18 protein-coding genes and 1 riboswitch are annotated in these 21800 nt (G+C 62.6%); of the genes, 11 read left to right on the top strand and 7 right to left on the bottom strand.

Features of this window, described 5'->3' with window-relative positions:
- Positions 1-82: 82 nt before the first annotated feature.
- From ASD31_RS01430 to ASD31_RS01420, 3 genes are all read right to left on the bottom strand, one after another.
- Positions 83-865: a formyl transferase gene (locus tag ASD31_RS01430; RefSeq protein WP_056328379.1), complete on the bottom strand. Its 783-nt coding sequence runs from the start codon at positions 863-865 to the stop codon at positions 83-85.
- 11 nt (positions 866-876) lie between these two features.
- Positions 877-1515: an exopolysaccharide biosynthesis protein gene (locus ASD31_RS01425; protein WP_056329276.1), complete on the bottom strand. Its 639-nt coding sequence runs from the start codon at positions 1513-1515 to the stop codon at positions 877-879.
- 121 nt (positions 1516-1636) lie between these two features.
- Positions 1637-2236, bottom strand: a complete 600-nt coding sequence (locus tag ASD31_RS01420; protein ID WP_056328377.1) for a DUF1638 domain-containing protein — start codon at positions 2234-2236, stop codon at positions 1637-1639.
- Between the two features lie 58 nt (positions 2237-2294).
- On the opposite strand from ASD31_RS01420, the gene ASD31_RS01415 reads away from it, so the two are divergent.
- Positions 2295-2453 carry an entericidin gene (locus ASD31_RS01415; RefSeq protein WP_056328375.1) on the top strand — a complete coding sequence of 53 codons (159 nt, stop codon included), beginning with the start codon at positions 2295-2297 and terminating at the stop codon, positions 2451-2453.
- 76 nt (positions 2454-2529) lie between these two features.
- Here the strand turns inward: ASD31_RS01415 and ASD31_RS01410 are convergent, their stop codons facing one another.
- The gene (locus ASD31_RS01410; protein ID WP_056328374.1) at positions 2530-3228 is read right to left on the bottom strand and encodes a corrinoid protein; all 699 of its coding nucleotides are present in this window, start codon (positions 3226-3228) and stop codon (positions 2530-2532) included.
- 382 nt (positions 3229-3610) lie between these two features.
- Here ASD31_RS01410 and ASD31_RS01405 point away from each other — a divergent pair, with 382 nt between their 5' ends.
- From ASD31_RS01405 to ASD31_RS01385, 5 genes are all read left to right on the top strand, one after another.
- Entirely contained in the window at positions 3611-5182 is a 1572-nt protein-coding gene (locus ASD31_RS01405; RefSeq protein ID WP_056328372.1) for a trimethylamine methyltransferase family protein, read from the top strand.
- Positions 5183-5289: 107 nt separating this feature from the next.
- A complete protein-coding gene (locus ASD31_RS01400) occupies positions 5290-5991 on the top strand; it encodes a 4Fe-4S dicluster domain-containing protein (protein ID WP_056328370.1) in 702 nt (233 codons plus the stop codon).
- A gap of 92 nt (positions 5992-6083) precedes the next feature.
- On the top strand, positions 6084-6809 hold the full coding sequence (locus ASD31_RS01395; RefSeq protein WP_244483726.1) for a phosphodiester glycosidase family protein: 726 nt from the start codon (positions 6084-6086) through the stop codon (positions 6807-6809).
- Positions 6810-6882: 73 nt separating this feature from the next.
- Positions 6883-7404 (top strand): RNA polymerase sigma factor, encoded by a 522-nt coding sequence (locus tag ASD31_RS01390; RefSeq protein WP_056328366.1) that lies wholly within the window; start codon positions 6883-6885, stop codon positions 7402-7404.
- On the top strand, positions 7404-9419 hold the full coding sequence (locus ASD31_RS01385) for a vWA domain-containing protein (RefSeq protein ID WP_056328364.1): 2016 nt from the start codon (positions 7404-7406) through the stop codon (positions 9417-9419). Before ASD31_RS01390 ends, ASD31_RS01385 begins: the two co-directional genes overlap by 1 nt.
- 65 nt (positions 9420-9484) lie before the next feature.
- Here the strand turns inward: ASD31_RS01385 and ASD31_RS01380 are convergent, their stop codons facing one another.
- A complete protein-coding gene (locus ASD31_RS01380) occupies positions 9485-9805 on the bottom strand; it encodes a hypothetical protein (RefSeq protein ID WP_156392483.1) in 321 nt (106 codons plus the stop codon).
- Positions 9806-10053: 248 nt separating this feature from the next.
- Between ASD31_RS01380 and ASD31_RS01375 the strand changes: the two genes are divergently transcribed.
- Positions 10054-11076: a hypothetical protein gene (locus tag ASD31_RS01375; protein ID WP_156392459.1), complete on the top strand. Its 1023-nt coding sequence runs from the start codon at positions 10054-10056 to the stop codon at positions 11074-11076.
- Positions 11077-11126: 50 nt separating this feature from the next.
- Here ASD31_RS01375 and bmt read toward each other — a convergent pair whose 3' ends face one another.
- Both bmt and ASD31_RS01365 read right to left on the bottom strand, forming a co-directional pair.
- The gene (gene bmt, locus ASD31_RS01370; RefSeq protein ID WP_056328357.1) at positions 11127-12143 is read right to left on the bottom strand and encodes a betaine--homocysteine S-methyltransferase; all 1017 of its coding nucleotides are present in this window, start codon (positions 12141-12143) and stop codon (positions 11127-11129) included.
- Between the two features lie 160 nt (positions 12144-12303).
- Positions 12304-13302, bottom strand: coding sequence for an ABC transporter substrate-binding protein (locus ASD31_RS01365; RefSeq protein ID WP_056328355.1), 999 nt, complete (start codon positions 13300-13302; stop codon positions 12304-12306).
- 629 nt (positions 13303-13931) lie between these two features.
- Between ASD31_RS01365 and ASD31_RS01360 the strand changes: the two genes are divergently transcribed.
- From ASD31_RS01360 to cobN, 4 genes are all read left to right on the top strand, one after another.
- Positions 13932-15386 (top strand): cobyric acid synthase, encoded by a 1455-nt coding sequence (locus ASD31_RS01360; protein ID WP_056328353.1) that lies wholly within the window; start codon positions 13932-13934, stop codon positions 15384-15386.
- Between the two features lie 62 nt (positions 15387-15448).
- Positions 15449-15845, top strand: a riboswitch (cobalamin riboswitch).
- 161 nt (positions 15846-16006) lie between these two features.
- Complete coding sequence (gene cobU, locus ASD31_RS01355) at positions 16007-16528, top strand: bifunctional adenosylcobinamide kinase/adenosylcobinamide-phosphate guanylyltransferase (RefSeq protein ID WP_082520359.1); 522 nt, start codon at positions 16007-16009, stop codon at positions 16526-16528.
- Between the two features lie 3 nt (positions 16529-16531).
- A complete protein-coding gene (cobW, locus tag ASD31_RS01350; protein ID WP_056328348.1) occupies positions 16532-17599 on the top strand; it encodes a cobalamin biosynthesis protein CobW in 1068 nt (355 codons plus the stop codon).
- A 182-nt stretch (positions 17600-17781) separates the two neighbouring features.
- Complete coding sequence (gene cobN / locus ASD31_RS01345) at positions 17782-21741, top strand: cobaltochelatase subunit CobN (RefSeq protein ID WP_056328346.1); 3960 nt, start codon at positions 17782-17784, stop codon at positions 21739-21741.
- Positions 21742-21800 lie beyond the last annotated feature (59 nt).

Genomic DNA, 21800 nt, shown 5'->3' with positions numbered 1-21800 from the left:
CGCATCCTGGCGCGTCATGGCTCACCTTGGCACGACGCGCGGCATGCTCAAAAGCGACCCGGCGCCCTGTGCGTAAATATAACTACCAGATGCCCCGGGTAACGCCATTCCACAACCAGGTCCAGACAGGAGGATGATACCATTGCTGGGACGGGCCGAGGCAGGGTTGCGGCCGCAGATCACCCGACAGGGCATCCTCGACCGCGCGCGTGACGATCTCGACGGATGCCGCCGTCTGCAGCAACGGATAGGTGTGCATGGTGTCGCCTCCCAAAGGACGCATGCGCGCCTGATAGAGGATATCGCCGGTATCGACGCCCGGATCGACCAGATGCACCGTCGCCCCGAAATTCGCCTCGTCGTCGTTTATGCGTGACCAGTATCCGCCCATCAGGCCGCGATAGTGTGGTGTGATGCCCGCATGGAAATTGAGGACGGGGCAGGGCATGGCGGCGAGCGTTTCGCGCTTCAGCATACGGCAGCTGACCAGGAGGACGACGGCCGGGGAAAGCTTGCGAATCTGCGCAATCGCCGCCGGCGTATTGATGGAATCTGTCGCGATCATCTGCACTTCCGGATTGTCCCGGTCGTCTGCGCCATGGTCGCGAAGAATTTCGGCGGCGCGCTTCCCGGTAAACCTCTTGCCGAATTTCGAGGCGATCATGGTGGCGAACTGGCCGATTGTCGTGACAAGGCCAAGCTTGCGCATGCGGCGGCTGAAAAAGACCGCCTTCGATTCAGGTTTTTCCCGCAGCACGACAACGTCGGCAAAGCTGCCATGGAGCGCGTTGATGAGGATATTCGGGTTCTGCCCGCCTGCCGTCACGATCAGGACCGGACCGCTCCGCGCATTGGTGTCTGACATGGAACTGCCGCCTAGACGAGAAAGGCCAGAAGTGCGCCGGCGGCCGCGATGACGCTGAAGGCGACCGCCAGCGACACGATGCCGATCAGTGCACCGGCGACGAGGCCCAGGCCGTCTCGCTCCGTATGGGCAAAGCCGATGACGGCGAGCGCGAAGGCCGGCAGCCAGTTGCCGAAGGGTATCGGCAGGAAGATGACGACCGCCAGCACGAGCGCCAGAAGTCCGACGAGACGCTCGCAGAAGCGGCTGCCGAGAAACCAGCCGCGCGGCCGGATCAGGCTTTCGGCCCGCTGAAGCCAGGGCGAGATGCGGTTGACGAAGACGAAGAAGGTCTGGTTTTCAAAGGCATAATCGCCCATCCGCTGCGGCAGCCAGAGCCGGGTGCGGCGCGAGGCCAGCATCTGCCAGGCGACGAAGATCAACGGAAGGCCGAGAATGAAGGTGGCGCCTGGCGGCAGCGGAATGAGGTTCGGCAGCGCGAAGACGACGAGGAAAGCGCCGAACGACCGATCTTCCATGGCGATCGCCAGGTCGCGCAGGGTGATCTTCGGGCCGGCATCGAGCGCCAGGTTGCGCAAAAGCTGCGAAAGCTGCTGCGGGTGGCCGTGGGCGTCTTTTCTTCCCGTCGCCGTCGCAAAACTGTCCATCATCCCCGTCACCTTATTGTCTTTGTTGGCGGGAGTTTGACGGAGAGCCTTTACAAGGCGCTTAAATCGCTTGCTGTCGTGATCGCAAAATTCGCGCAAGGCTAACAGATGGTTTCCATCGCGCTTACACGCCAAGCAATGCCGGCTTCAGGTCGCCAAAGCCGGTAAACCGATATTCATAGGCAAGGCCGAGCAATTCCGCCGCCCGGCGGGCCTTTTCCTGCAGTGCCTCGTCCTCGACCTGCGAGAGGTAGACGAGTTTCCTGTAGTGGCCGAAATACATGTCGCGCAGTTCCGGATGGCGATCGAGGCCAAGCGGTTCGATGACGAAGGCCTCGAACTGGCGGGCAAGGAAATCGGTGAGGAAGAAGGATGTGAAGTCATCGTCCCAGCTGGCTTCGAAGGCAGCATTGCCGGCAAAGAAGGAATAGCAGTGGGGGCCGGCAATGCGCTCCACCTTCTCTTCTTCGCAAAGCTTGTCGAGCAATCCGCCGGTGCCGCAATCGGCATAGGCGACGAAGATCCGGGTGAAGCCCTCGGCGCGGGCCTTGTCGATCGCAGCCTTGATGCCGGGGGTGATTTTTTCGGGCGTGTTGTGCCAGATCGCCGGCAGACAGCTCAGCTCGATATGGCCGAGCTTGTTGGCTTCGCAGATGGCGAGGATTTCCCGGGCGATCGCGCCGCAGCCGATGACGTGAACTTTTTTCGCTTTCGTGCGTTCCATAGCCGAAGATCTTTCTTCCCCGCCGATTTACCTGTCACAAGCGTAAGGAACTCCAGCAATGACAGCCAGAACACTCGCCACGCTCGGTATCGTCCTCTTCTCCGTCGCCACGCTCGCCTCCTGCGGCAATACGATCCGCGGCATGGGCGCCGACACGGCCAACGCAGTGGACGCAACGCAGGATGCGGGGCGCAACGTCGAAAGAGCCGCCAACTAAGGTCTATCCCTGATATAGGAAAACCGGCCGCGCAAATCATCAGCGCGGCCGGTTTTGCGTTGTTTGGTCAGTCCGGTCAGGCGCCGGACATCTGATTGTGCTTGCGCTTCATGAAGTCCTTGGCGGTTTCGACCGCGACCGCGGCATCGCGGCAATAGGCGTCGGCGCCGACGGCCTTGCCGAATTCCTCGTTGAGCGGCGCGCCGCCGACCAGAACGACGTAATCGTCGCGCATGCCCTTTTCCTTCATCGTGTCGATCACGACCTTCATGTAAGGCATGGTCGTGGTCAAAAGGGCGGACATGCCGAGAATGTCGGGTTTTTCGCGCTCGATGGCATCGAGATAGTTTTCGACCGGATTGTTGATGCCGAGATCGATAACGTCGAAGCCGGCGCCCTCCATCATCATGCCCACAAGGTTCTTGCCGATGTCGTGGATATCGCCCTTGACGGTGCCGATCACCATCTTGCCCTGCTTGGGGGCACCGGTCGCGGCAAGAAGCGGCCGCAGGATGAACATGCCGGCCTTCATGGCGTTGGCCGAGAGCAGCACTTCCGGAACGAACAGGATGCCGTCGCGGAAATCGACGCCGACGATCCGCATGCCTTCGACCAGGGCCTGTGTCAGGACATCATAGGGGACCCAGCCGCGCGCCAGAAGGATCTTGGTCGCATCCTCGATTTCCTCTTTCAGGCCGTCGTAAAGGTCATCGTGCATCTGCTGCACGAGTTCTTCGTCGGAAAGATCCTCGAGAATGATTTCGTCGTCTGCCATGATGGGTTTCCTCGGTTCCAGGCGCTGCCGGGGCAATCTCCCGGACGGACGCACTATACTTAGCTTTGTTGCAGCCAAAAGCTCTTTTCGAAAGCGACGTCGCAGGCGATGAAAAACGACGGCGGCGTGGCGATATCCGCTCCTAGCCGGAGACGGCTGATGAAAACAATATTTCATCTGCCAAAGCCGATAAAAAACATGATATCGCAAGAGAAACGAGCGGTCCCGCCAGTTGCCGCCGACTGTCGGGACGGCAGCCGGCGGGCGCGTCATCGTGTTCGAGTTGCGCCACCTGTTGGCGCATTGAGAAGCGTTCCGATGCCACGGCTTGGTAGCATAGGCTCGATTACAGGCGCAGACGATGCGTTGGAGAGGATTTGACATGACTGAACTGACGGAACAGAAGGAAGAAAGCGGCGCGCGCCGCTCGCGCGGAGAGAGCCGGGGGGCCGCCGCCAGACGCGCGTCCCGCACCGGTGGCGGCGCCGGTCCTTCGCTTCCCTACATCACCCGCAAGATTCGCGAATACGAAGTCCTCGACGAGGAAGGCCTGAGCCTGATCGAGGCCAATGCCGACCTGATCCTCGAAGAGATCGGCATCGAGTTCCGCGACGACGCCGAGGCGTTGGCTCTGTGGAAGGAAGCCGGCGCGGACGTTCGGGGCGAGCGGGTGCATTTCCCCAAGGGCCTGTGTCGCGAACTCCTGAAGACGGCGCCGTCCAGTTTCACCTGGCATGCGCGCAATCCGGAGCGCAATGTTCAGATCGGCGGCAAGGCGACGGTCTTCGCGCCGGTCTACGGCCCTCCCTTCGTACGCGATCTCGAGGGCGTGCGCCGCTATGCGACGATCGAGGATTTCCGCAATTTCGTGAAGCTCGCCTATATGGCGCCGTCGATTCATTCTTCCGGCGGCACGGTCTGCGAGCCGGTCGATATTCCGGTCAACAAGCGCCATCTCGACATGGTCTACAGCCATATCAAATATTCCGACAAGCCGTTCATGGGCTCGGTCACGGCGCCGGAACGGGCAGAAGACACGATCGCCATGGCCAAGCTCGTCTTTGGCGACGACTTCGTCGAGAACAATTGTGTCACGCTGAACCTGATCAACGCCAATTCGCCGATGGTTTTCGATGAAACCATGGTGGGTGCGCTAAAAGTCTATGCCCGTCACAACCAGGCCTGCGTCGTGTCGCCCTTCATTCTTTCCGGTGCCATGAGCCCGGTGACGGTGACGGGAACCTTGACGCAGATCCTGGCCGAAGTGCTGGCCGGCGCCGCCTTCACCCAGTTGATCCGTAAGGGCGCGCCGGTGCTGTTCGGCACGTTTGCGGCCTCGATTTCCATGCAGTCGGGCGCGCCGACCTTTGGAACGCCGGAGCCGTCGCTGGTTTCCTATGGCGCGGCCCAGCTCGCGCGGCGTCTCGGCCTGCCGTTCCGAACCGGCGGTTCGCTCTGCGGTTCCAAGGTTCCCGATGCCCAGGCAGCACACGAATCGGCCAACACGATCAACATGACGCTGCTTGCCGGCACCAATTTCGTGCTTCACGCAGCCGGCTGGCTGGAAGGCGGTCTCGTCAGTTCCTACGAGAAGTTCATGATCGACCAGGACCAGCTCGGCATGATGCAGAAGATGGCCGAAGGCATAGATCTCTCGGAAAACGCTCAGGCGCTCGACGCCATCCGCGAAGTCGGTCCCGGCAGCCATTATCTCGGCTGCGCCCATACCCAGGCCAATTTCCAGACGGCCTTCTACCGTTCGGCGCTGGCCGACAACAATTCCTTCGAACAATGGGAAATCGAGGGCGAGAAGCGGGTGGAACAGCGCGCCAATGCACTGGCCCGCAGCTGGCTGGAGCACTATGAAAATCCTCCGCTCGACCCGGCGATCGATGCCGCGCTCCTTGACTACATTGCAAAGAAGAAGGATTCGATGCCCGACGCCTTCACTTGAAGAGAGCCCGAACAAGCCAGGGAGCAAGGCGGAGCGGCGCAGGTAGCAGATTTCATCCAGAAAGAAGTCTGGCGCCCACATTATGACAGGCATGGACCGAAACCGAAATGACCGGTCCCGTGGCATCGCCCGATGATGTCTTGAACACACTCCGTGCGGTGCTTGCGCCGCACGGAGTTTTTTTGCGCGGCATTGTCGTTTTTTCGGAGGGCGAAGCGGCACCGTCATTGAAAAACGGCCGGCCAGCCAGAAGCGTGGTCCTGATCGGCAATGTTGGTGGCTCCCTCTGGCCGGCCTTCGCGCGCTGGCGGGCCGATGTTGGCCAGGGCGTGGACAATCCGCTCGATTGCTGGTCCAAGGCGGTGATCGAGCCCGTGGCACAAATATTGGGTGCAACGGCGTATTTTCCATCCGATCCGCCCTTTCAGCCATTCCAGCAATGGGCGATGCGCGCGGAAGGCCTGCGGGCCTCGCCGCTCGGCATCCTCATCCATCCGGATTATGGACTGTGGCACGGATATCGCGGCGCGCTGGGCTTCGATCATGTGCTGCCCTCGGGGGCGGTTGCAGCGAAAGATCATCCCTGCGCCCGCTGCACCGACAAACCCTGCCTTTCGGCCTGTCCGGCGAATGCGATATTTCTCTCGGGATTTGGCGTGGCGGCCTGCCGAAATCATCTGAAGACACAGCAGGGACAGGCCGGCTGCATGAACGCCGGATGCGCGTCCCGCAATGCCTGCCCGTTCGGGGCCGGATATCGATATCCCGACGAACAATTGCGTTTTCACATGGCCGCGCTTGATATCTAGGTGTTCTGCCCCGATTTTGCTGCTGTCGGCGGGCAGGTTCGGCGTTATCAAAGGGAGCGGGCATGGTTCGCAATGCAGGCATTGGAGTGGTCATGGCCGCATCTGTTGTTTTTGGTGGGGACGCTGCCGCCGCCTGCCGCACGGTGACGCATCTGGCGCAGCCGTATGCCGTCTGCAGCTATGATCCGGCCGTTAGCGATATCCGCATTCATCACCGGGGTAGGGACGGGCTTCCCCATGGCGGCTTCGAAGCCCTGGCGCGTGATCTGCGGCAGGAGGGCGAATATCTCGAGTTCGCCATGAACGGCGGCATGTATGAAAGCGATCTCACCTCCGTCGGCCTGCTGGTGACGGAGGGCACCGAGGCCAAGCCTTTGGCGCGCGGCCAGAGCTGGGGTAATTTCTATCTGAAGCCGAACGGCGTTTTCTTCCTTCAGGGCAAGCGGGCAGGGGTGATGGAAACCGAGGCCTATGCGGCAGCGTCGATCAGGCCGGATTTCGCCACGCAATCCGGCCCGATGCTGGTGATCGATGGCGCCCTGCATCCCGCCTTCCTGCCGCACAGCGACAGCCTGCAGATCCGCAACGGCGTCGGCGTGGCGCGCGACGGCATGGCGGTCTTTGCGATTTCGCTCGAACCGGTGCGCTTCCACGATTTCGCCACCCTGTTTGCCGATCGGCTCGATTGCCCGAACGCACTCTTTCTCGACGGCTCCATTTCGAGCCTGTTTGCGCCCTCGTTGAACCGCTACGATGGCGCCCATCCGATGGGGCCGATCATCGCCGTGACGCGAAAAATTCCCGGCTCCGGAAAATAATCGATATCCGCACCCAAGGATCGGACAACGGCGGACGTCAGAACAGCAGTTGGCAACGGACCGGGCGGATATATTGGACGAGGATTTGATCGAAAGGGCGCGGCAGGGCGATCGGGATGCCTTCGGCCTGCTTGTCGAACGGCATTATGATTTCGTCCATTCCGTCGCCTGGCGCTGGTCCGGCAATGTCGATGACGCGGAGGATATCGCCCAGACCGTGTGCGCCAGGCTCGGTGGTGCCATCCGGGCCTTTCGCGGCGCGAGCCGCTTTCGTACCTGGCTCTATACGTTGACGCTGAACGCAGTGCGCGATCAGCAAAGGCGCCAGTCGCGGGAGCGCCGGCAGGTCGCGCGCTTTCTCACCGATCCCACCAGCGCCGTCGTCCATGACGATCAGGGCCAGATCGAGGCTTTGTGGGAAGCGGTCCGGCAGCTTCCGGAAAAACAGTCCGATGCCGTCCTGCTCGTCTATGGCGAGGGATTAAGCCATGCGGCGGCGGCCGATGTGCTTGGATGCGCGGAGGCGACGATATCCTGGCATGTGCACGAGGCGCGCAAGCGCCTGAAGATCCTGCTCGGCAGGGAGATGGTGTGATGAACGACGAATTGAACAAACTTGGCCGGATGACTGCACCACCGCCATCGCCGCAGGCGCGGGCGAAAGCCCTTTCCGCTGCGATGGCGGCTTTCGACGAGGCCGAAGATAATTCGCGGCGAACCCAAGGAACGGCTGCCGACCGGCGTCGAAGCTCCATCCTCAACAGGCTATGGAGCGCCGTCATGAACAGGAAATTTCTCGCAGGCTCGGCACTTGCCACGCTGATCGTCGTGCCCGCCGCCGGCTTTCTCACGCTGGAACTGACGCGTGGCGGACTGCCGGTCGAGATTGCAGCCAAGGATCCATCGGTGGAGAAGCAGGTGGCCAAAGCGGAACCTGCTAAACCGAAGAACGATACCGTGGCAGACAGCATCGCCGGCGACAAACAGACCCCGGCACTTGCAAAGGAACGAGCAGCAGACAGCGAACAGGCGGCCGAAGTGAACGCAGCGGCCTCCAGCACGCGCCGGACGCAGTTCCGCGCACCGTCGCCTTCCGCGGTCACGACCGAGGCTTTCGGCGGCGCCGTCGGGCAGATCATGCCACCGCCGGGGCCGGATTCGGACCTGTCGTATCAGGCAGAGAATCGCGGTCGGTTCGCTCAAGTGGAGACCAATCCCGTCAGGAGCGTCGCCACCGACCCGGTGTCCACTTTCTCCGCCGACGTCGATACCGCCTCCTATTCCTTCGTGCGGAAATCGCTGCTGGCCGGGCGGATGCCGGATCGCGACAGCGTGCGCGTCGAGGAGATGATCAATTATTTTCCCTATGACTGGCCGGGGCCGGACAGCGAGGCCGAGCCGTTCAAGGCCAGTGTCACCGTTCTGCCGACGCCGTGGAACCCGGACACGCGGCTGATGCATGTGGGCATCAGGAGCTATGACCTGACGCCTGCCCAGGCGCCGCACGCCAATCTCGTGTTCCTCATCGATGTCTCCGGTTCGATGGACGAGCCGGACAAACTGCCGCTCTTGAAAAGCGCCTTCCGGCTTCTGGTCGAAAAGCTGCAGCCGGAGGATACGGTGTCGATCGTCACTTATGCCGGCAATGCCGGTACGGTGCTGGAGCCTACGGCCATCCGCGACAAGGCAAAAATCCTGTCGGCGATTGATACGCTCCAGCCGGGCGGATCGACGGCGGGTGCCCAAGGGCTTGAGGCGGCCTATCAACTGGCCGAGCGCGCCTTCGTCAAGGGTGGGGTCAACCGCGTCATGCTGGCGACCGACGGCGACTTCAATATCGGCCCCTCGAGCGACGAAGACCTGAAGGCGGACATCGAGGCCAGGCGCAAAAGCGGCATTTTCCTGTCGGTGCTCGGTTTCGGGCGCGGCAATTACAATGATGCGCTGATGCAGACGCTTGCGCAGAACGGCAATGGCACGGCGGCCTATATCGACACGCTGTCGGAGGCGAGGAAGGTCCTGGTCGAGGAGGCGGGTTCGTCGCTGTTTCCGATTGCGAGCGATGTAAAATTCCAGGTGGAGTTCAATCCGGGTGAGATCGCCGAATACCGGCTGATCGGCTATGAGACGCGGGCGCTGAAGCGTGAGGATTTCAACAATGACAGGGTCGATGCCGGCGATATCGGTTCCGGCCACCGGGTCACGGCCATCTACGAGATCACCCCGACGGGAAGTCCGGCGACGCTCAACGACGACCTGCGTTATGGCACGAAGCCCGCCGGCCAGGCCGATCCTCAGGCTTCATCGGGCGAATTGGCCTTCCTGAAGATCCGCTACAAGCGGCCGGATGGCGATGCCAGCACGCTCATCACCACGCCGGTGACCCAGGCCAATCTTGTACCGTCCGTGGAAAAAGCAGGCGAAGATGTACGCTTTTCCGTGGCGGTCGCGGCCTTCGGCCAGAAACTGCGCGGCACGGATGCCGTCTCCGCCTATCCCTACGGTTCGATCATCGATCTTGCCTCGGGCGCCCGGGGCACGGATATCTACGGCTATCGCGCCGAATTCCTGAACCTCGTGCGGCTCGCCAAAAGCCTTTCGGGGGAATGACGGCGGGGCAGAAAAAAGTCCTCTCGCCTGGAGGGATATCGACCGCATCTTCCGAGGGCGAGGTGTCACGCCTTCGGATAAGCCTTTTCCAGTCCGCCCGACCGGACAAGTCCGGCGCGGAAAGCCTGGTAGGCGGCGTGCTGGCTCGACTTCGACGTTTCCATCAGGCGGATCTGCAACCGGTTGGGGGCGTTCGCACCCAGCCATTCGCCAAGCCGTTCGAGTTTCAGCGAGTTCAGCAGCCTGGCGTTCGAGGCGAGATCTATATGGTGACGCAGGGCTTCGATCAGGTTTTCGTCCTGCGCGGGATTCTCCATCAAAAGCTGGAGATGCGATTTTTCGCTGTCGCCGAGCGCGGAAAGCGTGGCGGCAATATTCTCGCGCATGGATAGGGTGGCCGTGGTTCCGTTCATGAATGCTCCCGTCGATCGCCGTAATCGTCCTGTCATGCCTTCGCCGTCGTCCAGCGTCGGGCCTTGGTGCCGTTTTAGAGGGTGGCGCTGGAGCAGAACTGGATTTGCGCCGGACTTTGCGCCAGCCCGGCGCAGGCATGCCGAGTCTTAGTGTATCGACAAGCGCAAGCCGAACGGATTAGGGACCAAGCCGACAATGGCGCTGCCAGCGGGACAGGACAATGCCACTTCTCTCTATCTGCATGCCCAGCAACCGCGATCTCGCCGGCTCACGCGGGGCGATCGAAAGCGCGCTTGCCTATGCGCAAGGGACGGGCGCCCGGCTGATCATCTCCGACAATTCCGCCGATCCCTTAAAGCGAGCCTTCCTGGAAGGCCTGTCATCGCCCAGTCTCACCCATATCTCGTCAACTGCCAGCGATGCCATGGGCAACTGGATGAGCACGCTCTCGCGGGTCGATACGCCCTTCGTCCTGCCGATGGGGGATGACGACGAGCTTCACCTCGTCGATGGCGCCGTGCCGATCGATCTTGCCGGCTTGCCAGCGGATGTCGCCGGCGTCAGGCCGCTGACGGAAATATGGACGGCGCAGGACGGCGTTCATCACAGCGAGGCCTTCACCATCGACGCCCCGTCGCCGTCCGGCCGGCTGGCCGAATACAGCGCCAAGGCGCAGGGCAATAACAGCATTTATTACAGCATATATCGTACCAGCCTGTTCCTGCCGCTGATCAGCTTCTTCAATGCGGCGCATCCGACACATGGCGGCTATTGCGACTGGGCCATGTGCCTGTCGCTGTTTACGGCCGGCCGGATGCTGCACGATCCCTCCATGCTCTATCGCTACGACATGGGGCGCTGGGCGGAGGCGCGGCAGCTTGACACGATGAAGAAGAGCCTGTTCCTGCAGGCGGGGCTGCCGGAGGCGGCGGAGAATTTCTCAGCGCTGCTGATGTTTCTCGACCTGCACATCTTCAGCCTGCGTCCATCTCTTCCCCTTGATGCGCAGCAGCGCCGCGAGGTGCTGATGATGAACGCTCGGGTCACGCTTGCGGGCTTCCTGCGGCAGGTGCGCGAACAACCGGAAATCTTTGATGAGACGGTTGTTTATCTCTGCCAGTTGATCGAGCAGGAACAGGATCTCGATCAGATCGTCAGTCTCTGCATTCTCCTGACCGATTGCATCAGGCCGGGATTGAAGGACGGCTATGTCCGGTTCTTCCAGGCGGCGCTCAAAGCATAAAGGCCGAAAACGCTTGCGTTTCCGGCCTCGGTAGGGAGCAGGGCCTTGTCTCAGCCGCGGCGGCGGCTGCGCTCGCGTGGGGCGGCGGACGGGGTTTCGTTGGCCGTCTTGTTCCGCATCGGGCCGATGCGTTCGACAATGGTCTCGACCGTCGGCCGTTCGCCGGGGACATAGGTATCGAGCGCCACGCGCATCGCCGCCAGATGCTCGCAGGAGGTGCCGCAGCAGCCGCCGATGATTTTTGCGCCGGCGTCGCGGGCTAGCCGCGCATAATCGGCCATCAGCGGCGGTGTACCGGAATAATGGATTTCCGAGCCGCGAAATTCCGGAATGCCGCAATTGCCCTTGACGACGAAAATCGCCTCCGGATTGGCTTCGGTCATGTCGAGAAGCGAGGACAGGATGTCGGAGGCGCCGACGCCGCAATTGGCGCCGGTAGCGACCGGGCCGTTTCCGATATCGCCGGCAACGGCGAACATGTCGCGCGGGTGGAGGCCCATCATCGTCTTGCCGGCCGTGTCGAAGGAGCCGGTGCAGACATAGGGCATGCCGATTTTCACGGCGGCTTCAGCCGCGGCGCGGATTTCATCCGGCGACGACATGGTTTCGATCCAGGCGATTTCAGCGCCGCCGGCCTTCAGGCCCTCGATCTGCTCGGCGAAGGCATCGACGGCCTCGTCATAGGTCATGGCGCCGAGCGGAACCAGCAATTCGCCGGTCGGGCCGACCGAGCCGGCGGTGATCACTTTGCGCGGCGCCTTGTCGGCAACGGCACGGGCGATTTCGGCGGCACGCCGGTTGAGTTCGTGAACCCGGTCCTGCGCATGGTGCAGCTTGAGGCGGTGGCGGGTGCCGCCAAAGGAATTGGTCAAAATGATATCGGCGCCGGCATCGACGAAATCCTGATGCAGCTTGGTGATGTTTTCAGGCCGCGTTTCGTTCCACAATTCCGGAGCCTCGCCGGCTTCCAACCCCATGGCGAACAACGACGTGCCGGTGGCGCCATCGGCGAGGAGCACGCCCTTGGCATGAAGCAGGTCGGACAGCGGGTTGGCATGCACGGTCATGGGCGGATTCCTGATGAATGGATTCACAAAGACATAAGGATATCTTTATGTGATTGCAATGGCCGAGATTGTGCCGTGCGGGATATCGGCGGCAATTCATCAAAAAAAGCGCGCTTTGCGGAGCGCCCTTACAGCCTATCCGCTCGATCCGGGTCAGATATCACAACGCCGCCTTGATCTTCTCGGCGACACCCGGAGCGACCCATTTTGTCCATATGTCCGGATAGGTCTCCAGGAAATAGCGCGCCGCATCCTCGTTCGTTGCCTTGTTGGTCTCCATCCAGGCAAGGATCTTGTTGACAGTGCTGTTGTCCCAGTTGCGGTTCTTCACGTAATCCATTGCGACACCGGCCTTTTCGGAAAAGGCCTTGGTCACCAGCGTATAGACGTCGGAGGTCGGATAGGAATTGACCTTCGGGTCCGGGCAGTCCGGCACCGCCGTGCAGGTGTCCCACTGCGCCTTGTCGTGTTCGGTGTTGAAGCTCAGGCGGATCATGTCGTATCTGCCGAGAATGGAGGTCGGCGCCCAGTAATAGCCGAGCCAGCCGATTTTCTGTTCGAAGGCACTGGCGATCGATTCGTCCAGGCCGGTTGCGGAACCCGGATCGACAAGCTCGAAACCCAGCTGTTCGGCCCCGAGTGCCCTATAGAGATTGGCTGTGGAGACATGACAGTTCCAGCCTGAGGGGCAATTGTAAATGGCAGCCTTCGAGGCGTCCTTTGGTGCAGGGAACAGGTCGGGATGTTTCAATGCGTCCTGGACCGTCCTGATATCGGGGTGGGCGTCGGCAAGGAATTTCGGGATCCACCAGCCCTCGACCCCGCCCTCGTTGAGGATCTTGGCCGCCTGGATCAATCGGCCTTCCTCGACCGCCTTGGCAAGCGGGACGCGCAATGAACTGACCCACATTTCCGGCGCCATGTCGGGCTGGCCCTTTTCGTTCATCGAGGCAAAAGTGGGCACGATATCGCCGGCCACCAGCGTTGCGGTGCAGCCATAGCCTTTTTCGAGGATGAATTTGTCGAGATGGGCGGTAACGCCGGCGGATGCCCAGTTCATTTCGGCAATAGTGACTTCGCCGCAACCAGCAGCCTGCGCGGAGCCTGCGAAGGCCCAAAGGCCGGCCGCCAGCATCGTGGAAGCGAGGAGCTTCATCATGTTCAAGACCTCCCAGTCTCGGTTGCAGCCGGATCCGGAATGGCCGGAAACGGCACCTCCCGAACATCCCGTCGACCAATCGAGGCAGGCCGGGATGACCGATCCATGCCGATCGTGGCGGCCTGGCAGGACAAAAATTTCTGTCTGATCGCCTCTCACTACATTGAGTGAGCCTAGGTGTTCCCTGAAGGAAATCAACCACGGGATTGCTCAAACGCAATTTTTTGGTCCCGGCTCGCCAAGCAAATGGTTGAATTGAGTGAGCCTGACCGGATTGGACGATTGCCCTGTCATTTTCAGCTTCTCTTCTCACAGATTGATCATGGTCGCCTGCATCCAGGAAGATTTTACGCCTTTCAGAAAAATGCGAAAAAATCGCCGAATTCATCTTTGGTTAAACACTCGCTAACCATGCGGTAACACTGTCAGGCTAATTGTTTCTCGCGGCCGAAATTGCCGCCCGGCCGGATCAGGTGTTGCGTCCCGGCTGGTGATCTCCGGGTGTATGCCGGAGGGCCATGTGTCTGTTTTGGCGGACCGCACAGTTCCCTGCAGGGTGCGTGCGGTTTTCCGCGTTGTCGGATGATTTCGATTGGCGGACATGCCAACTCTGCTCTAGACGAGGCGTCATGACAAAGACGATCATGCTTCAGGGAACCGGCTCGGATGTCGGAAAAACCGTATTGGTGGCGGGGCTGTGCCGGATCGCCTCGAATCGCGGCCTGAAGGTCGCGCCGTTCAAGCCGCAGAACATGTCGAACAACGCCGCCGTCTCCGACGATGGCGGCGAGATCGGCCGGGCGCAGTGGCTTCAATCCATGGCGGCGCGCATCCCGTCCTCGATCCACATGAACCCGGTTCTCCTCAAGCCGCAATCCGACACCGGCAGCCAGATCGTCGTCCAGGGGAAGGTCGCGGGCCAGGCGAGGGGGCGCGACTATCAGGCGCTGAAGCCGAAGCTGATGGGCGCCGTGATGGAGAGCTTCGAGGCTGTTTGCGCCGGCACCGACCTGGTGGTCGTCGAGGGGGCGGGATCGCCGGCGGAGATCAATCTTCGCGCCGGCGACATTGCCAATATGGGCTTTGCCACCCACGCCGGCGTACCGGTCGTGCTGGTCGGCGACATCGACCGCGGCGGGGTTATCGCCTCGCTCGTCGGCACCCACGCGATCCTTGATGATGACGACCGGCGTATGATCACCGGCTATCTCGTCAACAAGTTCCGCGGCGACGTTTCCCTTTTCGACGATGGCATCGCGGCGGTTGGAAAATTCACCGGCTGGCCGTGCTTCGGCGTCGTGCCCTGGCTGAAGAGTGCCGCACGCCTGCCGGCCGAGGATTCCGTCGTGCTGGAGAAGCTGACGCGTGGAGGCGGCAGGGCGTTGAAGGTCGCGGTGCCAGTTCTCTCGCGTATTGCCAATTTCGATGATTTCGATCCCCTGGCAGCCGAGCCGGACGTCGATCTCGTCTTCGTGCGCGCCGGAGAGCCCTTGCCGCCGGATGCCGCTCTTGTCGTTCTGCCCGGCTCCAAGGCGACGATCGCCGATCTTGCCTATCTGCGCGCGCAGGGCTGGGATCGTGATCTTGAGGTGCATCTGCGCCGCGGCGGCCGCGTCATCGGCATCTGCGGCGGTTATCAGATGCTGGGGGAGCGCATCACCGATCCTCACGGCATAGAGGGCGATGCCCGCGAAATCGCCGGTCTCGGGGTTCTCTCGGTCGTCACCGAGATGGCGCCGGAAAAGACCGTGCGCAACAGCAGCGCCCGCTCGGCGGTCTATGATGTGCCACTGGAGGGCTATGAAATCCATCTCGGCCGGACCACCGGTGAAGATTGCGCCCGGCCGGCGGTGATCATCGACGGGCGGGCCGATGGCGCCGTCTCGGCAGATGGCAGGGTCAGTGGAAGCTATCTGCACGGGCTTTTTACCAGCGATGCCTATCGCGCCGCCTTGCTGGACAGTTTCGGCATTGCCGGCGGCGGCGAAAACTACCGGCAATCCGTGGACCGCGCGCTCGACGATGTCGCGGGCGAACTGGAGGCCGTGCTCGATCCGAAATGGCTCGACCAGTTGATGTCCTGACAGCTTGTGCGCCGCCTGCATGGATGCCGCGATCCGATTGACTTGCCTCCGGCGAAGGCCTATTCATCGACGCATTGGATGGTTCCCGGACCGGCGTTTCGGTTCGGGAGTAAATGGGAATGTGGAGGAGTGGACCCAAGCCGGGCGCTCTTATCGCAGCCGACCCCGCGACTGTAGAACGGTCAGGGTTCGCCATCCGGGAAAGCCGGTGTTTCGGACTGGCCGCCTGACGCGGCCGCGAAATTTTCAGGCCCAACCGGAAAAGCCACTGGAGAGCATCACGATCAGCCGGGGCCGGACGCCTCTATCTCTACGAATCGTCCACCTCTTCGTGATGCCCGTCGATTGCGGTCACGCAATCCGGCGCGAAACCTCCGGGAAGGCGAGGCGAACCCGTTCGCGCCCTTGAAGCGCGTGGCACCGTGAGCCAGGAGACCTGCCATCCGCAGGGCATCGTGCCCGATCCAGGGAGAGATACTCCCGATGCCAGCACGGAGGTTGTCATGGCTTCATCATCCCGTTTTTTCGGCGCCTGCGCGCGCCTTGTCGTGTTTTCCCGTCCGTGCCAGGAGCAGGGCATGCTCCTCTCCCGCAGGCGCTGAGGCCGGGATATTTCCATCATGTCGATCCCATCAGGACCCGTGCTGGTGCTGGGCGGCGCCCGTTCCGGCAAATCTGCCTTCGCCGAAAAACTCGTCCGGACGTCGGGTCTCGATGCTCATTACGTCGCGACCGGAAGAGCTTTCGACGACGAGATGCGGGCAAGGATTGCCGAGCATCGCGACAGGCGCGGGCCGGAGTGGAAGACACATGAGGCGCCGGTCGATCTCGCCGCCCGCCTGGTGGAAATCGATGCGCCCGGCAGGATCGTCCTCGTCGATTGTCTGACGCTCTGGGTCACCAATCTGATGATGGAGGAACGGGACATGGCGGAGGAATTCGAGGGCCTCGTTTCGTTTTCGCGGAAGGCACAGGCGCGGCTCGTCTTCGTTTCCAACGAGGTCGGGCTCGGCATCGTGCCTGAAAACCGCATGGCGCGGGCTTTTCGCGATCATGCCGGCCGGTTGCACCAGTTCATCGCGGAAATTTCCGCTGACGTCTATTTTATCGCGGCGGGATTGCCGCTGAAAATGAAGGGTTGATCCATGACCACCGCCAAGACCGCCCACGGCAAAATTCCTGCCACCGTCATCACCGGCTTTCTCGGTGCCGGCAAGACGACGATGATCCGCAACATGCTCGAGAACGCGCAAGGACGGCGCATCGCGTTGATCATCAACGAATTCGGCGATCTCGGTGTCGATGGCGATGTGCTGAAGGGCTGCGGCGCCGAAGCCTGCAGCGAGGACGATATCATCGAGCTGACCAATGGCTGCATCTGCTGCACCGTCGCCGACGATTTCATACCGACGATGACCAAGCTGCTCGAGCGCGAGAACCGGCCGGACCACATCATCATCGAAACCTCGGGCCTGGCGCTGCCGCAGCCGCTGATCGCCGCCTTCAACTGGCCGGATATTCGCACGCAGGTGACGGTCGATGGCGTGATCACTGTGGTGGACAGCGCGGCGGTTGCGGCCGGGCGGTTTGCCGACGATCACGACAAGGTCGATGCGCTGAGGGTCGAGGACGGCAATCTCGACCATGAAAGCCCGATCGAGGAATTGTTCGAGGACCAACTGACCGCCGCTGACCTGATCATCCTCAACAAGACTGATCTCATCGACATGGCCGGCCTTGCCTTCGTGCGCAACGAAGTCTCCTCGCGCACGGCCCGCAAGCCGGCGATGATCGAGGCGAAGAACGGCGATGTCTCCGCCGCCGTGCTGCTCGGCCTCGGCGTCGGCACGGAAAGCGACATCGCCAACCGCAAGTCCCATCACGAGATGGAGCACGAGGCGGGCGAGGAACACAGCCATGACGAATTCGACAGTTTCGTCGTTGAGCTCGGTGCGATCGCGGATCCCGCCGGTTTCGTCGAGACGCTGAAAACCATCATCGCCAAACACGACGTGCTGCGCCTGAAAGGTTTCGCCGACGTGCCCGGCAAGCCGATGCGCCTTTTGATCCAGGCCGTCGGTACCCGCATCGACCAGTATTTCGATCGCGCCTGGGCCGCCGGCGAAGTCCGCCGCACTCGGCTGGTGGTCATCGGCCTGCACGACATGGAAGAGGCGGCGGTACGGGCTGCGATCACGGCGGCAGCCTCGTAAATGGTTAGTGCTGCGTACCCCCCTCTGTCCCTTCGTGACATCTCCCCCTCAAGCGGGAAGATCACCACGATAGGCAGTGCGTCCATTGCCGGTGACGCTCGGAGCTTGCGGCCAATCTCCCCCCTTGAGGGGGAGGTGTCCCGGAGGGACAGAGGGGGGTGCTGCAGGCAGCGGGGGGGCTCATGCACCTGCTCCTAGCCCAGAAAGGCACCATCGCCGATGGCGAGGAGGCGATCGATCTCGGTCAGTCGCCGGCCGATATCCTATTCCTGTCGGCCGCCGATACCGAGCTTTCCTCCATCGCCGCCGCGCATCGGTCAGGCAAGGGGCCGAAAAGCCTGCGGGTGGCCAGCCTCCTGACGCTCAAGCATCCGATGTCGGTCGATACCTATGTCGAGCGTACCGCGCGCTATGCCCGGCTTATCGTGGTGCGGGCGCTCGGCGGCGCCAGCTATTTCCATTATGTGCTGGAGGCGCTGCATGCGGCGGCCGTCACCCACGGATTCCAGATCGCGGTGCTGCCGGGTGACGACAAGCCGGATGCGGGCCTAGATGCCTTTTCCACTGTTTCACTCGATGACCGCGACCGGATATGGGCCTATTTCACCGAGGGCGGCGCCGACAATATGGGGCGGCTGCTTGCCTATGCCGAAGCACTGATCGACGGCACGGAGAAGCCGGAGCCGGCAGCCCCGTTGCTGAAGGCCGGCATCTGGTGGCCGGGGCAGGGTGTGGTCGGGGTCGAGGCATGGAAGACGGTGGTCGGGTTCCGTGCAAGTAGCGAATTACCCCCCTCTGAAGTTCGCGCCCCCGTCGTCGCCCTCTGCTTCTACCGCGTCCTCGTCCAGAGCGGCGAGACCAGGCCCGTCGAGGCCCTGATCGAGGCCCTGTCCGCCGAGGGCATGACGGTGCTGCCGGTCTTCGTGTCGAGCCTCAAGGATGCGGTCTCGATCGGCACGCTGGAGGCGATTTTCGGCGAAGTGGCGCCGGATGTGGTGATGAATGCCACCGGTTTCGCTGTCTCAGCGCCCGGCGCCGACCGCAAGCCGACCGTGCTCGAAATAACCGAAGCGCCGGTGCTGCAGGTGATCTTTTCCGGTTCCACACAGGCCGCCTGGGAGGCCTCGCCGCAGGGGCTGATGGCGCGGGACCTCGCCATGAACGTGGCGCTGCCGGAGGTCGATGGCCGCATTCTTTCGCGGGCCGTTTCCTTCAAGGCAGCTGCCGTCTACGACGATGTGGTTGAGGCCAATATCGTCGGCCACCAGCCGCTGGCCGACCGTGTGGCCTTTGCCGCAAAACTGGCGGCCAATTGGGCGCGATTGCGCGGTATCGCGCCGCGCGAGCGCCGCGTGGCGATCATCCTGGCGAACTATCCGAACCGCGACGGCCGGCTCGGCAATGGCGTCGGCCTCGATACGCCGGCCGGCACTGTCGAAGTGATGAAGGCCATGGCCGCCGGCGGCTACGACATCGACGCCATTCCGGCCGATGGTGATGCACTGATCGGCCATCTCATGGACGGCCCGACCAATGCGGCAAGGGCCGATTGTGTCATCCGCGAGACGATTTCGCTCAATCAATACAACCGCTTCTTGGCTGGTCTTCCCCTTCAGATTCAGAATCAAGTCGCTGACCGATGGGGCGCGCCGCAGGATGATCCGTTCTTTCGGGACGGCCGGTTCGCACTGCCGCTCGCCCGCTTCGGCGAGATCCTTGTCGGCATCCAGCCGGCGCGCGGCTACCATATCGATCCGAAGGAAAGCTATCACTCGCCGGATCTCGTGCCGCCGCATGGCTATCTCGCTTTCTATGCCTTCCTGCGGCGCGAATATGGCGCGCATGCCGTCATCCATATGGGCAAGCACGGCAATCTCGAATGGCTGCCCGGCAAGGCGCTGGCATTGTCGGAAACCTGCTATCCCGAAGCGGTGTTCGGCCCCATGCCGCATCTCTATCCCTTCATCGTCAACGATCCGGGCGAGGGCACGCAGGCCAAGCGCCGCACCAGCGCCGTTATCATCGATCATCTGACGCCACCGCTGACGCGCGCCGAATCCTATGGGCCGCTCAAGGACCTCGAGGCGCTGGTCGACGAATATTACGACGCGGCCGGCGGCGATCCGCGCCGGTTGCGGCTCTTGAGCCGGCAGATTCTCGATCTCGTCCGCGATATCGGGCTCGACCACGACGCCGGCATCGCCGGCACGGATGGAGAGGACAAGGCCCTTGAAAAGCTCGACGCCTATCTCTGCGACCTGAAGGAACTGCAAATCCGCGACGGCCTGCATATCTTCGGCGTGGCGCCGGAAGGGCGGCTGCTGACCGATCTGACCCTGGCGTTGGCGCGCGTGCCACGCGGCCAGGGCGATGGCGGCGATCAGAGCCTGCAACGCGCGATCGCGGCGGATGCAGGGCTCATGCGTGCCCCATCGATCTCCCCCTCAAGGGGGGAGATCGACCAGGTGGCTGGCCTTGGTGGACAAGCAGCAGCAAAAATTGAACCTGCGTTGAGGCCCTTGTTGGGTCGAGATGTCGCCACAGCGATCTCCCCCCTTGAGGGGGAGATGTCCGACAGGACAGAGGGGGGCAAAGCGGCAAACTCGATCGGCCCAGTCTTCGACCCGCTCGACTGCGTCCTCTCCGATCCCTGGACAGGACCGAAGCCGGCGATCCTGGCCGATCTCACCGAAGCACCCTGGCGCACCGCCGGCGATACGGTGGAACGTATCGAGCTGCTGGCCGCCGAATTGGTCTCGGGCGCAATCCTCTGCCCGCCGGACTGGCAGGCGACACTGGTGGTTCTTCATCAGGTGGAAACCCGCCTCAAGCCTTCGATCGTGCAATCGGGGCCGGCCGAGATTGCCGCGCTGATGACCGGCCTCGACGGTCGTTTCGTCGCTCCGGGGCCTTCCGGCGCGCCGACGCGCGGGCGGCCGGACGTGCTGCCGACAGGCCGTAATTTCTATTCCCTCGACAGCCGCGCCGTGCCGACGCCGGCGGCCTTCGAGCTTGGCAAGAAGTCGGCTGAGCTTCTGATCCGCCGCTATCTCCAGGATCACGGCGAATGGCCGACCTCCTTTGGCCTGACCGCCTGGGGCACGTCCAATATGCGCACCGGGGGCGACGACATCGCCCAGGCCATGGCGCTGATCGGCACCCGGCCCGTCTGGGACATGATATCGCGCCGGGTGACCGGCTATGAGATCGTGCCGCTGGCGCTGCTCGGGCGTCCGCGCGTCGATGTGACCCTGCGCATCTCCGGCTTCTTCCGCGATGCCTTTCCCGACCAGATCGCCCTGTTCGATACGGCCATCCGCGCGGTCGGCGCGCTTGCGGAAGACGATGCCGACAACATGATCGCGGCGCGGATGCGGGCGGAAGCCCTGCGCCTGGAAGCGGCTGGTATCGCGCCGAAGGAAGCGGCAAGGCGCGCCTCCTACCGCGTCTTCGGCGCCAAGCCCGGCGCCTATGGCGCGGGCCTGCAGGCAATGATGGACGACGGCGGCTGGGAAAACCGCGCCGATCTCGCCGACGCTTACCTCACCTGGGGAAGCTATGCCTATGGTGCCGGGGAAGACGGCAAGGCCGAGCGCGGACTGCTGGAGGCACGGCTGAAGACCGTCGAGGCCGTCGTCCAGAACCAGGACAACCGCGAGCACGATCTGCTCGACAGCGACGAATATTACCAGTTCGAGGGCGGCATGTCGCTTGCCGTCGAGCAATTGGCGGGCAACCGCCCCGCCCTTTATCACAACGACCATTCCCGGCCGGAAAAGCCGGTGATCCGCTCGCTGGAAGAGGAGATCGGCCGGGTGGTGCGCGGCCGCGTCGTCAATCCGAAATGGATCGAGGGCGTCATGCGCCACGGATACAAGGGCGCCTTCGAGATCGCCGCCACGGTGGACTACATGTTCGCCTTTGCGGCGACGACCGGCGCGGTGCGCGACCATCATTTCGAGGCTGCCTACCAGACCTATGTGCTGGACGAGCGGGTGCGTCGGTTCATGGAAGATAAGAACCCGGACGCCCTGCGCGACATGACCGAGAGGCTGATGGAGGCGATCGACCGCGGCCTCTGGTCGCCGCGTTCCAATTCCGCCCGCTTCGAGTTGCAGGGGCTTGTCGTCGCGGCCCAGTGAACAGGCGGCCCCTGATCGCGGATCGGGGCCGCATCGACCACCACCATGATCGGAGGAAA

Origin of the sequence: Rhizobium sp. Root482 (assembly GCF_001426565.1) — a bacterium.
Classification (GTDB): Bacteria; Pseudomonadota; Alphaproteobacteria; order Rhizobiales; family Rhizobiaceae; genus Pararhizobium.
The sequence above is the reverse complement of the archived record's forward strand: the minus strand, read 5'-3'. Positions and strand labels throughout refer to the sequence as shown.

Bases quoted from the DNA above. Each gene is read 5' to 3' on its own strand.
- ASD31_RS01430 (WP_056328379.1), bottom strand. From the start codon at position 865: ATGTCAGACACCAATGCGCGGAGCGGTCCGGTCCTGATCGTGACGGCA.
- ASD31_RS01425 (WP_056329276.1), bottom strand. From the start codon at position 1,515: ATGATGGACAGTTTTGCGACGGCGACGGGAAGAAAAGACGCCCACGGC.
- ASD31_RS01420 (WP_056328377.1), bottom strand. From the start codon at position 2,236: ATGGAACGCACGAAAGCGAAAAAAGTTCACGTCATCGGCTGCGGCGCG.
- ASD31_RS01415 (WP_056328375.1), top strand. From the start codon at position 2,295: ATGACAGCCAGAACACTCGCCACGCTCGGTATCGTCCTCTTCTCCGTC.
- ASD31_RS01410 (WP_056328374.1), bottom strand. From the start codon at position 3,228: ATGGCAGACGACGAAATCATTCTCGAGGATCTTTCCGACGAAGAACTC.
- ASD31_RS01405 (WP_056328372.1), top strand. From the start codon at position 3,611: ATGACTGAACTGACGGAACAGAAGGAAGAAAGCGGCGCGCGCCGCTCG.
- ASD31_RS01400 (WP_056328370.1), top strand. From the start codon at position 5,290: ATGACCGGTCCCGTGGCATCGCCCGATGATGTCTTGAACACACTCCGT.
- ASD31_RS01395 (WP_244483726.1), top strand. From the start codon at position 6,084: ATGGCCGCATCTGTTGTTTTTGGTGGGGACGCTGCCGCCGCCTGCCGC.
- ASD31_RS01385 (WP_056328364.1), top strand. From the start codon at position 7,404: ATGAACGACGAATTGAACAAACTTGGCCGGATGACTGCACCACCGCCA.
- ASD31_RS01380 (WP_156392483.1), bottom strand. From the start codon at position 9,805: ATGCGCGAGAATATTGCCGCCACGCTTTCCGCGCTCGGCGACAGCGAA.
- ASD31_RS01375 (WP_156392459.1), top strand. From the start codon at position 10,054: ATGCCACTTCTCTCTATCTGCATGCCCAGCAACCGCGATCTCGCCGGC.
- bmt (WP_056328357.1), bottom strand. From the start codon at position 12,143: ATGACCGTGCATGCCAACCCGCTGTCCGACCTGCTTCATGCCAAGGGC.
- ASD31_RS01365 (WP_056328355.1), bottom strand. From the start codon at position 13,302: ATGATGAAGCTCCTCGCTTCCACGATGCTGGCGGCCGGCCTTTGGGCC.
- ASD31_RS01360 (WP_056328353.1), top strand. From the start codon at position 13,932: ATGACAAAGACGATCATGCTTCAGGGAACCGGCTCGGATGTCGGAAAA.
- cobU (WP_082520359.1), top strand. From the start codon at position 16,007: ATGTCGATCCCATCAGGACCCGTGCTGGTGCTGGGCGGCGCCCGTTCC.
- cobW (WP_056328348.1), top strand. From the start codon at position 16,532: ATGACCACCGCCAAGACCGCCCACGGCAAAATTCCTGCCACCGTCATC.
- cobN (WP_056328346.1), top strand. From the start codon at position 17,782: ATGCACCTGCTCCTAGCCCAGAAAGGCACCATCGCCGATGGCGAGGAG.